At 65.1% G+C, this 13587-nt stretch carries 7 protein-coding genes; all 7 read left to right on the forward strand.

The features are described 5' to 3' along the window. Positions 1-34 precede the first annotated feature (34 nt). The 7 genes from ACCQ07_RS09020 (at position 35) to ACCQ07_RS09050 (ending at position 13564) form a co-directional block, all read left to right on the forward strand. Positions 35-1951, forward strand: a complete 1917-nt coding sequence (locus ACCQ07_RS09020; RefSeq protein WP_372363992.1) for a sialate O-acetylesterase — start codon at positions 35-37, stop codon at positions 1949-1951. Between the two features lie 11 nt (positions 1952-1962). After that, positions 1963-3708 carry a DUF5597 domain-containing protein gene (locus ACCQ07_RS09025; protein ID WP_372363993.1) on the forward strand — a complete coding sequence of 582 codons (1746 nt, stop codon included), beginning with the start codon at positions 1963-1965 and terminating at the stop codon, positions 3706-3708. 101 nt (positions 3709-3809) lie between these two features. After that, positions 3810-6713: a TIM-barrel domain-containing protein gene (locus ACCQ07_RS09030; protein WP_372363994.1), complete on the forward strand. Its 2904-nt coding sequence runs from the start codon at positions 3810-3812 to the stop codon at positions 6711-6713. A 91-nt stretch (positions 6714-6804) separates the two neighbouring features. Continuing rightward, positions 6805-9177: a glycoside hydrolase family 95 protein gene (locus tag ACCQ07_RS09035; protein WP_372363995.1), complete on the forward strand. Its 2373-nt coding sequence runs from the start codon at positions 6805-6807 to the stop codon at positions 9175-9177. Beyond that, on the forward strand, positions 9174-10667 hold the full coding sequence (gene xylB, locus ACCQ07_RS09040) for a xylulokinase (RefSeq protein WP_338339927.1): 1494 nt from the start codon (positions 9174-9176) through the stop codon (positions 10665-10667). Before ACCQ07_RS09035 ends, xylB begins: the two co-directional genes overlap by 4 nt. Before the next feature lie 46 nt (positions 10668-10713). Continuing rightward, the gene (gene xylA / locus ACCQ07_RS09045; RefSeq protein WP_372363996.1) at positions 10714-12051 is read left to right on the forward strand and encodes a xylose isomerase; all 1338 of its coding nucleotides are present in this window, start codon (positions 10714-10716) and stop codon (positions 12049-12051) included. Between the two features lie 85 nt (positions 12052-12136). Further along, positions 12137-13564 (forward strand): sugar porter family MFS transporter, encoded by a 1428-nt coding sequence (locus tag ACCQ07_RS09050; RefSeq protein WP_008571269.1) that lies wholly within the window; start codon positions 12137-12139, stop codon positions 13562-13564. The last annotated feature ends 23 nt before the right edge of the window (positions 13565-13587 follow it).

Below are 13587 nucleotides of genomic sequence, written 5' to 3' on the forward strand. Positions count from 1 at the left end.
GCCGCCTGGCTGCGCCGACTTTGGAGATCACTGCATGACCGCTTCTTTCGTTCGTCGTGGCTGCCTGCTGGGCCTGGTGCTGGTCAGTCCGGCGGCCTGGGCGGTGCCAACGCTGCCGCTGCTGTTCGCCGATGGCGCCGTGCTGCAGCGCGATCAGCCGATGCCGGTATGGGGCTGGTCTTCGCCCAACGCCGCGATCACGGTCAGCTTCGACGGCAAGCGCGCCACCGCCAAGGCCGACGCAACAGGGCAATGGAAGGTCAGGCTGCCTGCGCACGCTGCCGGTGGCCCCTACCTGCTGCGTGTGCAGGGCGACGGGGGGGAGCTGCAGGTGCGCGAGGTGCTGGTCGGCGATGTGTGGCTGGCCAGCGGGCAATCGAACATGGAATGGCCGCTGGCCCAGGCCAGCGACGGCCCGCAAGCGGTGGCCGCTGCCAACGATGCGCAGCTACGGCATTTCAAGGTGCCCAAATCGTGGTCGGTGCAGCCGCAGACGCGCCTGACCGGCGGCGAGTGGAAGGCCGCAACGCCTGCCAACGCCGGTGAATTCACTGCGGTTGGCTATTTCTTCGCCAAGGAGCTGCGCGCCAGCACCGGCGTGCCGATCGGCATCGTCAACAGTACCTGGGGTGGCAGCGCGATCGAAGCGTGGATGGACGCTACGTCGTTGGGCCTGAGCGCCGATCAGAACCAGGGCGCGATCGAGGCGATCAAGCAACGCGACGCCGCAGCGCAGGCCGCCACCGGCAAGCGCATCGCGCGTTGGCCCAAGGTGGAAGGCGAGATGCCGCAATGGCGCGAAGCGGCGTTCGACGACAGCGACTGGGACAGCATCCCGGTCACCAAGCAATGGGAATCCAGCGGCTACGACGGCATGGACGGCATCGCCTGGTATCGCACGACCATGACGCTCAGCGCTGCCGAGGCCAAGGCCGGCATCACCTTGGGCGTGGGCCAGATCGACGATTCGGATACCACCTACGTCAACGGCCAGCAGGTCGGCAGCACCGAAAAGCAATGGAACCTGCCACGCGTATATCAGGTGCCGGCTGCAGCGCTCAAGGCCGGCGTCAACCACATTGCGGTCCGCGTGGAAGACCTCAGCGGCGGTGGCGGCATGCATGGCCCGGATGAACAACGCTTCGTGCAGACCAGTGCCGGTGCCAAGCGTGCGCTGGGCGGCTGGAAATTCCGCCCGGCCGCGGTGCGGGTGTCGTTGACCGACAACAAGAATCAGCTGCCCACGCTGCTGTACAACCAGATGATCCATCCGCTGCAGCCGTTCCCGGTCAAGGGCGTGATCTGGTACCAGGGCGAAACCAATGCCACCGACACCGGCGCGGTGAAATACCGCGAGCAGTTCGCAGCGATGATCCGGCAATGGCGTGCCGAGCGCGGCGACAAAACGCTGCCGTTCCTGTGGGTGCAGCTGGCCAACTTCAAGGCCGGTGGCGACACGGGTGAGCTGAGCCCGTGGGCACTGTTGCGCGAGTCGCAGTCCAAGACGCTGGCGCTGCCGGCAACCGGGCAGGCGGTGATCATCGACATCGGCAACCCCACCGACATCCATCCCACCAACAAGCGCGATGTCGGTCATCGCCTTGCGCTTGCTGCACGCCATGTGGCGTACGGCCAAACGCTGGTGTACAGCGCGCCGGTATTCAAGCGCGCGCGCTTTGACGGCGGCAAGGCGGTGCTGAGCTTCGACTTGCAGGGCAGTGCGCTGCAGGTGCGTGGCGGCGGTGCCGTGCAGGGCTTTGGTATTGCCGGCGCCGATCAACGCTTCCACCCGGCCAGCGCGCAGATCGAGGGCGACCGCGTGATCGTGCGCAGCGATGCCGTCGCCGCACCGGTCGCGGTGCGCTACGGCTGGAGCGAAAACCCGGACGACGCCAACCTGATCAATCGCGACGCCCTTCCTGTTTCCCCCTTCCGCACCGATACCTGGTGACACGGAGTCTTATGTCCATGCATTCCCCCGTTGCACGTGCCATGTCCCATTCCAGCGCACGGCGTTGCCTGCGCCCGCTGCTGCTGTCCGCGCTGACGCTGGCCCTGGCTGGCTGCCAATCTGGCGACAAGGGCGATGCCGGCAAACCTGCTGCAACCAACGCTGCTGCTGCAAGCACCGCTGCGGCAACGCCGGACAACGCGCAGGCGCCGGCTGCACAGACGCCCATGCCGCAGTTCGTCAGCAAGGACGGCAAGCATGCGTTGATGGTCGACGGTGCGCCGTTCCTGATCCTGGGCGCGCAGGTCAACAACTCCAGCAACTACCCCGGCATCATGGACAAGGTGTGGCCGGCCATGCAGGTGCTCGGCCCCAACACCGTGCAGGTGCCGATCGCCTGGGAACAGGTGGAGCCGGAAGAAGGCAGGTTCGATTTCTCCTTCGTCGATACGCTGCTGGGCCAGGCGCGCGAGCACAAGGTACGCCTGGTGCTGTTGTGGTTCGCAACCTGGAAGAACAACGGCCCGCAGTACGCGCCGCATTGGGTCAAGACCGATAACCAGCGCTTCCCGCGCGTGGTCACCCGCGAAGGCAAGTCGATCGGTTCGTTGTCGCCGCATGCGCAGGCCACGCTGGATGCCGACCGCAAGGCGTTCGTCGCCTTCATGCAGCACCTGAAGAAGGTGGACCCGCAGCACACCGTGATCATGATCCAGCCGGAGAACGAGGCGGGCACCTACGGCAGCGTGCGCGACTTCTCGCCGATGGCGCAGGAGCTGTTCGACGGCGCAGTGCCGGACGAGTTGATCAAGCGCATGAACAAGCAGCCGGGCACCTGGGCGCAGGTGTTCGGTGCCGATGCCGACGAAATCTTCCACGCGTGGTCGATCGGCCGTTACATCGACCAGGTAGCGCAAGCCGGCAAGGCCGAGTATCCGTTGCCGATGTACGTCAATGCAGCGCTGCGCGGCCCGTTCAATCCAGGCCAGCCCGGCCAGTACGCCAGCGGTGGCCCCACCGACAACGTGCTGGATGTCTGGAAGGCGGCCGGCCCGCATATCGACCTGCTGGCGCCGGACATCTACATGCCCGAATACCGCATGTACACCACGGTGCTGGAACGTTACGCACGCCCGGACAACGCGTTGTTCGTGGCCGAAACCGGCAACCGCCCGGAATACGCGCGCTATCTGTACCCCACGCTGGGCCATGACGGCATCGGCTGGTCGGCCTTCGGCATCGACTACACCCGCTATTCCAACTATCCGCTCGGTGCCAAGCACGTCAACGAAGAGACGCTGGCGCCGTTCGCGCTCGGGTTTCAGGCGGTCAGCATGGGCATGCGACCGTTCGCCAAGGCCGCTTCCGAAGGCAAGCTGCATGGCACTGCCGAAGAACCCGGCCAGGCCGTGCAGGAGCTCAAGCTCAACGACCGTTGGAGCGCCACCATCACCTATGGCGTGCCGCAGTTCTGGTTCAAGGGTGACCCACCGGGTAATCCCGAACCGATCGGCGCCGCGTTGATCGCCGAACTGAGCCCGGACGAATTCCTGGTCACCGGTTATCACGCGCGCGTGACCCTACATCCGGCCAGCGATGCCACCGCCAACATGATCTACGACCGTGTCGAGGAAGGTGTGTACGAAGGCAACGATTGGAAATTCCAGCGCAACTGGAATGGCGACCAGACCGATTACGGCGTCAACTTTTCCAGCGTGCCGCAGCTGCTCAAGATCAAGCTGGCAACCTACAAATAAGCGCGCCTGCCACAACGCCGCGATGCCGCGACGGCATCGCCTCGCCTTACCCATGCGCTGCCGCCCCCGCGGCACCGTTTCGTCATTCAAAGGGAGTGATCATGCAAACCACCATCCGTTCCGCCGGCGCCGTGCCTGCCAACCGACGTACGCCACTGGCCCAGTGCCTGGCCTTGTCGCTGGCCCTTTTGGCCAACGCCGCGCATGCGCAGGAAGTACGCAAGGCCGGCGATGGCGTCACCGTGGTGCCGAGCGCCAAGGGCGCCGCGCCGGTGCGCCTGCAAGTGGTCGACAGCGGCATCATCCGCGTCAGCGCAGACCCGGACGGCGATTTCGCGCGCAGCCCCAGCCTGATGCGCGTGCCGGTGCAGGGCGACACCGCATTCCAGATGGCCGAGCAGGGCGACAGCGTGCAGCTGAAGACCGGCAAGGTCACTGCCAGCATCTCCACCGTCGATGGCCATGTCAGTTTTGCCGATGCCAACGGCAAGCCGGTGCTGTCGGAAGTGGCCGGCGGCCGCAGCTTTGCGCCGTTGAAGGCCGAGGGCAAGCAGTACCTGAGCGTGCGCCAGCGCTTCCAGTCGCCCGCTGACGAAGCGCTGTACGGCTTCGGCCAGCATCAGCAGGGCTGGATGAACCAGAAGGGGCGCAACGTCGAGTTGCAGCAGAACAACATCGACATGGCGGTGCCGTACCTGGTGTCCAGCCGCAATTACGGCCTGCTGTGGGACAACAACTCGATCACCCGCCTGGGCGACCCGCGCGGCCTGCAGCCGCTGCCGAAGACGCTGAAGTTGTACGACGCCAAGGGCAAGGCCGGCGCACTGACCGCGCGCTATGCGATCAACGGCAAGCAAATCCTCGAACGCCGCGAGAGCGAGGTGAACTACCAATACCTCAGCGATCTGCCCAAGTACCCGAAGAAGGCGATCACCAAGGACAAGAACAGCCGCATGCAAGTGACCTGGGAGGGCGAGATCGAAGCGCTCACCGGTGGCGAACACACCTTCTCGCTGTATTCGAGCGAATACGCCAAGTTGTATGTGGACGGCAAGCTGGTGATCGATCGCTGGCGCCAGAACTGGAACCCGTGGAACCACGAATTCAAGCTCGATCTCGAGCCGGGCCAGCGCCACACCGTCAAGATCGAATGGGACCTGATCGACCCCAGCTACATCGCGCTGCTGCATCGCGACCCGCTGCCGGCCGCCGAAGCGAAGGATCTGTCGTTGTGGTCCGAAGCCGGCCAGATGATCGACTATTACTTCGTCTCCGCCGATTCGTACGACCAGGCAGTGGCCGGTTATCGCGAACTCACCGGCAAGTCGACGATGCTGCCCAAATGGGCCTACGGCTTCTGGCAGAGCCGTGAGCGCTACAAGAGCCAGGACGAGCTGGTGGGCGCGGTGGCCGAATACCGCAAGCGCAAACTGTCGTTGGACAACATCGTGCTCGATTGGTCGTACTGGCCGGAAGACGCCTGGGGCTCGCACGATTTCGACAAGCAGCACTTCCCGGACCCGGACGGCATGGTCAAGGCCGTGCACGACATGCATGCGCAGATCATGATTTCGATCTGGCCCAAGTTCTATCCCACCACCGCCAACTACAAGGAACTGGACGCCGCCGGTTTCATGTTCAGGCGCAACGTGGAAGTGGGCGAACTGGACTGGATCGGCAAGGGCTACAAGAACTCGTTCTACGACCCGTATTCGGAAAAGGCGCAGGCGATCTATTGGCGCCAGATCAACGAAAAGCTCAACAGCAAGGGCTTCGATGCCTGGTGGATGGACGCCGACGAGCCGGACGTGCATTCCAACCTGGACATCGCCGAGCGCAAGGCCCGCACCACGCCCAACGCGCTGGGCTCGTCCACCGAATACTTCAACTCCTACCCGTTGCCGCACACGCATGGCGTGTACGTGGGCGACCGTGCGGCCGACGACAAGCGCGTGTTCATCCTCTCGCGCAAGGGCTATGCCGGCACCCAGCGCAATGCGGTGGCAGTGTGGAGCGGCGACATCGTGTCGCGCTGGGACGACATGCGCGACCAGATCTCCGGTGGCGTGAACATGGCCCTGTCGGGCCTGCCCAACTGGACCTTCGACATCGGCGGCTTTGCGGTGGAGAAGCGTTATGAAGACCAGGATCCGGCCCACCTGCCGGAATGGCGCGAGCTCAACACGCGCTGGTTCCAGTTCGGTGCGTTCGTGCCGATCTTCCGGTCGCACGGCCAGTTCCCGTACCGCGAAATCTGGAACATCGCACCGGAAGGTACGCCGTTCTACGAGAGCATGACCTACTACAACCGTTTGCGTTATGCGTTGCTGCCGTACATCTACAGCCTGGCCGGCGACACCTACCAGCGCGATGGCGTGATCATGCGCGGCATGATGATGGACTTCCCGAACGACCCCAAGGTCCGCGACATCAACGACCAGTACCTGTTCGGGCCGGCGTTCCTGGTCGCACCGGTGACCCGCTTCGGCGCCACCTCGCGGCAGGTGTATCTGCCGGCCGGCAGCAGCTGGCTGGATTTCGCAACCGGCAAGCGTTACGAGGGCGGCCAGAGCATCGAAGCTGCCGCGCCGATCGAGCGCATGCCGTTGTTCGTGCGTGCCGGTTCCATCGTGCCCACCGGCCCGGTGCAGGAATACGTCGACCAGGTGCCGGATGCACCGCTCACCGTGGTGGTCTACACCGGCGCCGATGGCCAGTTCTCGCTGTATGAAGACGATGGCAAAGGCTACGGTTACGAGAAGGGCGAGTTCAGCCGCATCCCGCTGGTCTGGAACCAGGCCAAGGGCGAGTTGAGCATCGGCAAGCGCGAAGGCAGCTGGACCGGCATGCAGGCCAAACGCACCATCAACGTGCGCTTCGTCGACGGCCCGCGCGAGGATGCCGGCGCGCTCGCGCCCAAGACCGACGCCAGCATCCAGTACGACGGCAAGCCGGTCAGCGTGTTGCAGCGCAAGATTGCGTCGGGCAAAGCGCGTCGTCGATGATCGCAGGCTGTCTTCAGTCGATGAGCACCCAGATGCCGGAACGCCGCAAGGCAGGCGCGCGCGGTTCCGGTCAGTCAGCACGGCGGTTGCCGTGCTGAGCCGTCGTGAGCTGTGCAAGGCAACCGGGGCCGCCATTGCGGTCCTTGGCGCCGGGCCGGCGGCTGCACAGGCCGCGCAGGCTTCGAAAAAAACCGCGCTCCCGCCCGTCGCGGCAGCGCAGGCCCTGCAGCTGTGGTATCGCGAGCCGGCCAATCAATGGGTGGAAGCCTTGCCGGTCGGCAACGGGCGATTGGGCGCGATGGTGTGGGGCGGTATCGCCCACGAGCGCCTGCAGCTCAATGAAGACACGCTGTATGCAGGCGGGCCCTACGATTCCACCAGCCCTGACGCACTGGCCGCGTTGCCGCAGGTGCGTGCGCTGATCTTCGCCGGGCGCTACGCAGAGGCCGAACAACTGGCCGATGCCAAACTGCTCTCGCGCCCGCTCAAGCAGATGCCGTACCAACCGTTGGGCGATCTGCTGCTGGATTTCGATCGCGCCGACGGCATCAGCGACTATCGCCGTCAGCTCGATCTGGACACGGCGGTGGCCACCACCACGTTCCGCTCCGGCGGCGCGGTGCATCGGCGCGAGGTGTTCGTCTCTGCGCAGGCGCAATGCATCGTGGTGCGGCTGTCGTGCGACCGCCCCGGCGGTATTTCGGTGCGTGTGGGCATCGATAGCCCGCAAACCGGCGAGGTCACCGCCGAGCAGGGCGGTTTGCTGTTCAGTGGTCGCAACGGCAGCTTTGCCGGCATCGAGGGCAAGCTGCGATTTGCATTGCGGGTGCTGCCGCAGGTGCGCGGCGGCAAACTCAGCCAAGTGCGCGACCGTCTACGCATCGACGCGGCCGACGAAGTGGTGTTGCTACTCAGCGCCGCGACCAGTTACCAACGTTTCGATGCGGTCGATGGCGATCCGCTCGCATCGACCGCCGCATGCCTGCGCAAGGCTGCCAAGCTGGATTTTCCCGCGTTGTTGCGCGCGCACCTGGCCGATCATCAACGCCTGTTCCGGCGCGTGGCGATCGACCTCGGCAGCAGCGCGGCCACGCAGCTGCCTACCGACGAACGCGTGCAGCGGTTCGCCGAAGGCAATGATCCGGCACTGGCTGCGCTGTATCACCAATACGGACGTTACCTGCTGATCTGCAGCTCGCGGCCCGGCACCCAGCCAGCCAACCTGCAGGGCATCTGGAACGACCTGATGCAGCCGCCGTGGGAAAGCAAGTACACCATCAACATCAACACCGAGATGAACTACTGGCCCAGCGAGGCCAACGCATTGCACGAATGCGTTGAGCCGCTGGAAGCCATGCTGTTCGATCTGGCCCAGACCGGCGCGCGCACCGCCAGGGCGATCTACGACGCGCCGGGTTGGGTGGTCCACAACAATACCGATCTGTGGCGCCAGGCCGGCCCGATCGACGGCGCGCAATGGAGCCTGTGGCCGCTGGGCGGCGTATGGCTGATGCAGCAACTGTGGGACCGCTGGGATTACGGCCGCGACCGCGCGTACCTGAGCAAGGTCTACCCGTTATTCAAGGGCGCCGCCGAATTCTTCGTTGCCACGTTGATGCGCGATCCGCAGACCGGTGCGATGGTGACCAATCCGTCGATGTCGCCGGAAAACCAGCATCCCTTCGGTGCGGCCGTGTGCGCCGGTCCCAGCATGGACGCGCAGCTGCTGCGCGATTTGTTCGCGCAATGCATCGCCATGAGCAAGTTGCTCGGCATCGATGCGGAGTTCGCCCAGCAATTGGCCGCCTTGCGCGAGCAGTTGCCGCCCAACCGCATCGGCAAGGCAGGGCAGTTGCAGGAATGGCAGCAGGACTGGGACATGCAGGCGCCGGAGATCCACCACCGCCACGTCTCGCATCTGTACGCCCTGCATCCTTCCAGTCAGATCAATCTGCGCGATACCCCGGACCTGGCTGCGGCCGCACGCCGCTCGCTGGAAATTCGCGGCGACAACGCCACCGGCTGGGGCATTGGCTGGCGGCTGAACCTGTGGGCGCGGCTGGCCGACGGGGAGCATGCCTACCGCATCCTGCAACTGCTGATTTCGCCCGAACGTACCTATCCGAACCTGTTCGACGCGCATCCGCCGTTCCAGATCGATGGCAACTTCGGCGGCACCGCCGGCATCACCGAGATGCTGCTGCAAAGCTGGGGCGGTAGCGTGTTCCTGCTGCCGGCCTTGCCCAAGGCCTGGCCGCGCGGCAGCGTGCGCGGTCTGCGCGTGCGTGGCGGCGCCAGCGTGGATCTGGAATGGGAGGGCGGCCGCTTGCAGCAGGCACGCTTGCACAGCGATCGTGGCGGGCGCTATCAACTGTCCTACGCAGGGCAGACCCTGGACCTGGAACTGGGCGCAGGCCGCACCCAGCAGGTGGGACTCAACAACAACCGATTGGTGACGCAATGAGCTTGTATGTAGGACTGGATGTGGGCACGCAGAGCGTCAAGCTGGTGGCCTACGATCCGCAGGATCGCGCCGTGGTCGCCACCATCGCCGCGCCCATGGAGCTGATCAGCCGCGACGACGGCACCCGCGAACAACAGGCACAGTGGTGGATCGACGGCATCGTGCATTGCTTTGCGCAGCTCGATGGCGAACAGCGTGCACGCGTGCGCGGCATTTCCGTCTCCGGCCAGCAGCATGGCTTCGTGCCGGTGGCCGCCGACGGCAGCGTCACCGCGCCGGTCAAGCTGTGGTGCGATACCAGCACTGCGCTGGAATGCGATGAAATCATGGACGCCGTCGGCGGCGCCGCAGGCAGCGTGGCCGCAGCAGGCAACCCCATCATGGCCGGCTATACCGCCTCCAAATTGCCGTGGACGCGCAAGCATCGCCCCGAAGCGTATGCCGCGATGACCACGGTGATGCTGCCGCACGACTACATCAACTTCTGGCTCACCGGCGAGCGCTTTGCCGAAGTGGGCGATGCCTCCGGTACCGGCTGGCTGGACGTGCGTACGCGGCAGTGGTCCGAGCGCATGCTGAGCGCAGTGGATGCCCAACGCGACCTGCGCGATGCGTTGCCACCGCTGGTGGACACGGGCGCGGTCTACGCGTTGTCCGATGCCGCCGCCCAGGCATTGAATCTGCCCGCCGGCGTGCGTGTCACCACCGGCGGCGGCGACAACATGATGGCCGCCATCGGCACCGGCAACGTGGTGCCCGGACGTCTGACCATGAGCCTGGGCACCTCCGGCACCTTGTTCGCCTATGCCGATCACCCGGTAGTGGACGATGAGGCGCGCTGGGCCGCGTTCTGCTCCTCCAGTGGCGGCTGGCTGCCCTTGATCTGCACGATGAACTGCACCGTCGCCACCGAGGCGGTGATGCGCATGTTCTCCATCACCCGCGACCAGACCGAAGCGATGATCGCCGACACCCCACCGGGCGCCGACGGTCTGGTGTTGCTGCCGTTCTTCAACGGTGAGCGCACCCCGGATCTGCCGGCCGCGCGCGGCTGCCTGTTCGGAATGGATATGCACAACACCACCGCCGCGCATTTCTATCGCGCCGCGATGGAAGGTGCGACCTACAGCCTGCGCAACGGCTTCGATGCCTTCGTTGCTGCGGGGTTGCAGTTCGATACCATCCTGCTCACCGGCGGCGGCAGCAAGAGCGCGCAGTGGCGGCAGATGGTAGCCGACATCTTCAACCTGCAGGTCGTCGTGCCGACCCAGCCCGAAGGCGCTGCGTTCGGTGCCGCGCTACAGGCATTGTGGGCCTGCGAGCGCGCCGATGGCGGCGATGCCGCGTTGGCCGACGTGGTGCTGGAGCACCTGCAGGTGGACGATGGGCTTGCCGCACAGCCCAACCCGCAGCGCGTGGCCCAGTATCAGCAGCACTACCAGACCTTCCTCAAGCACCTGCATGTCGTCAGTCCGCTCTATGCCGGTTGATCGATAGTTTTCTACAACTCCCCCAGCAGCAAGGACTTCACACCCCATGAGCAACACCGTGTACATCGGCGCGAAAGAATATTTCCCCGGCATCGGCAAGATCGGTTTCGAAGGCCGCGATTCGGACAACCCGCTCGCGTTCAAGGTCTACGACGCCAACAAAACCATCGGCGACAAGACCATGGCCGAGCATCTGCGCTTTGCCGTGGCCTACTGGCACAGCTTCTGCGGCAATGGCGCCGACCCGTTCGGCCCGGGCACGCGTGCGTATCCGTGGGATGCGGGCACTACCGCGTTGAACCGTGCCGAGGCCAAGGCCGATGCGGCGTTCGAGTTCTTCACCAAGCTCGGCGTGCCGTATTACTGCTTCCACGACATCGACCTGGCACCGGATGCCGACGACATCGGCGAGTACGAGCGCAACCTCAAGCACATGGTGGGCATCGCCAAGCAGCGCCAGGCCGACACCGGCATCAAGCTGTTGTGGGGCACGGCCAACCTGTTCTCGCATGCGCGCTACATGAATGGCGCATCGACCAACCCGGACTTCAATGTCGTGGCGCGTGCGGCGGTGCAGGTCAAGGCCGCGATCGATGCGACCGTTGAACTCGGTGGCAAGAACTACGTGTTCTGGGGCGGTCGCGAAGGCTATGCCTGCCTGCACAACACCCAGATGAAGCGCGAGCAGGACAACATGGCGCGCTTCCTCACCCTGGCGCGCGACTACGGCCGCGCGATTGGCTTCAAGGGCAATTTCCTGATCGAGCCCAAGCCCATGGAGCCGATGAAGCACCAGTACGATTTCGATAGCGCCACGGTGATCGGCTTCCTGCGCCAGCATGGCCTGGACCAGGATTTCAAGCTCAATATCGAAGCCAATCACGCCACGCTGTCGGGCCACAGCTTCGAGCATGACCTGCAGGTGGCATCCGATGCCGGCCTGCTCGGCAGCATCGATGCCAACCGCGGCAACCCGCAGAACGGCTGGGACACCGACCAGTTCCCGACCGATCTGTACGACACCGTCGGCGCCATGCTGGTGGTGCTGCGGCAGGGCGGGCTGGCACCGGGCGGCTTGAATTTCGATGCCAAGGTGCGTCGCGAATCGTCCGACCCGCAGGACCTGTTCCTGGCCCACATCGGCGGCATGGACGCGTTCGCACGCGGGCTGGAAGTGGCTAACGCGCTGCTGACGGACTCGCCGCTGGAGCAATGGCGCGCCGAGCGTTACGCCAGCTTCGACAGCGGCGCCGGCGCCGACTTTGCCGCAGGCAAGACCACGCTGGCCGATCTGGCCAAGCATGCAGCCGGCAATGCGCCCCAGCAGCTCAGCGGCCGCCAGGAAGCGTATGAAAACCTGATCAATCAGTATCTGACGCGTTGATGTCCCGTGGCCGGCGGCGCATTGCGTCGCCGGCCGATGGCGGCCACCCCCGTGGACGCTCCCTTGCACGTTCCCAGGTGAACCCATGTCCAGTGTTTCCATTGACGGCGCCCCCGATGCCGGCGAGAACACCCGTTTCATCATCCTGATTAGTTGCGTGGCCACGATCGGTGGCTTCCTGTTCGGCTTCGACAGCGGCGTGATCAATGGCACCGTCGACGGCCTGAAACAGACCTTCCAATCCACCGCCGCCGAGACCGGCTTCGAGGTCGCCTCGATGCTGCTGGGCTGCGCCATCGGCGCCTTCTTTGCCGGCCGCCTGGCCGACCGCTGGGGCCGCCGCGCGGTCCTGATCATTTCCGCTGCGCTGTTCCTGCTCTCGGCCATCGGCGCCGGTGCTTCGCACAGTTCCGGTTTCTTCATCTTCGCCCGCGTGATGGGCGGCTTCGCGGTGGGGGCGGCCAGCGTCATTTCGCCGGCCTACATCGCCGAGGTCGCCTCCGCGCGCTATCGCGGCCGGCTGGCCACGATGCAGCAGATCGCCATCATCAGCGGGCTGTTCTGCGCGTTTCTGAGCAACTACCTGCTGGCCAACGCCGCCGGCGCTTCCACCGAGCCGCTCTGGGCCGGGCAGGCCGCCTGGCGTTGGATGTTCTGGATGCAGGCGGTTCCCTCCATCCTGTTCCTGTTGCTGCTGCTGGTCATCCCGGAAAGCCCGCGCTACCTGGTGGTCAAGGGGCGCCGCGAGCAGGCGCTAGTGGTGCTCAAGCGCCTGTACGGCAACGCCGCCGCGCAGACCAAGCTGGGCGAGATTTCCGCCTCGATGGCGGCCGACCAGCACAAGCCCAAGTTCTCCGACCTGATCAACAAGGCCACCGGCAAGATCCGCCCCATCGTCTGGATCGGCATTGGCCTGGCGGTGTTCCAGCAACTGGTGGGCATCAACGTGGTGTTCTACTACGGCGCGGTGTTGTGGCAGGCAGTGGGCTTTTCCGAGCAGGATGCGCTGTTGATCAACGTGCTTTCCGGCGGCCTCAGCATCGGCGCCTGCCTGGTCACGGTGATGCTGGTGGACAAGATCGGCCGCAAGCCGCTGCTGTGGATCGGCTCGGCCGGCATGGCCGTCTCGCTGGCCTTGGTGACCTACGCGTTTGCCACTGCCTCGCTGGATCCCAACGGCAAGCTTGCGATGTCCGATGCCATGGGCATGCTCGCCCTGGTGGCCGCTAACGTCTACGTGGTGTTCTTCAACGCCTCGTGGGGCCCAGTGATGTGGGTGATGCTGGGTGAAATGTTCCCCAACCAGATCCGCGGCTCGGGCCTGGCCATTGCCGGTGCCGCGCAGTGGACGTCCAACTTCGCCATCACCGTCAGCTTCCCGATCCTGCTCGGCAGTATCGGTCTGGCCGGTGCGTACGGCATCTACACCGTCGCCGCCTTCATCTCGGTGTTCTTCGTGCTCAAGTACGTCTACGAGACCAAGGGCAAGGAGTTGGAGCAGATGGAGGGCTGATGGCATTTATGCCGATATCGGCA

It is taken from the genome of Xanthomonas sp. NCPPB 3583 (genome assembly GCF_041475715.2).
Classification (GTDB): Bacteria; Pseudomonadota; Gammaproteobacteria; order Xanthomonadales; family Xanthomonadaceae; genus Xanthomonas; species Xanthomonas euvesicatoria.

Bases quoted from the DNA above. Each gene is read 5' to 3' on its own strand.
- ACCQ07_RS09030 (WP_372363994.1), top strand. From the start codon at position 3,810: ATGCAAACCACCATCCGTTCCGCCGGCGCCGTGCCTGCCAACCGACGT.
- ACCQ07_RS09050 (WP_008571269.1), top strand. From the start codon at position 12,137: ATGTCCAGTGTTTCCATTGACGGCGCCCCCGATGCCGGCGAGAACACC.
- ACCQ07_RS09025 (WP_372363993.1), top strand. From the start codon at position 1,963: ATGTCCATGCATTCCCCCGTTGCACGTGCCATGTCCCATTCCAGCGCA.
- ACCQ07_RS09020 (WP_372363992.1), top strand. From the start codon at position 35: ATGACCGCTTCTTTCGTTCGTCGTGGCTGCCTGCTGGGCCTGGTGCTG.
- xylA (WP_372363996.1), top strand. From the start codon at position 10,714: ATGAGCAACACCGTGTACATCGGCGCGAAAGAATATTTCCCCGGCATC.
- xylB (WP_338339927.1), top strand. From the start codon at position 9,174: ATGAGCTTGTATGTAGGACTGGATGTGGGCACGCAGAGCGTCAAGCTG.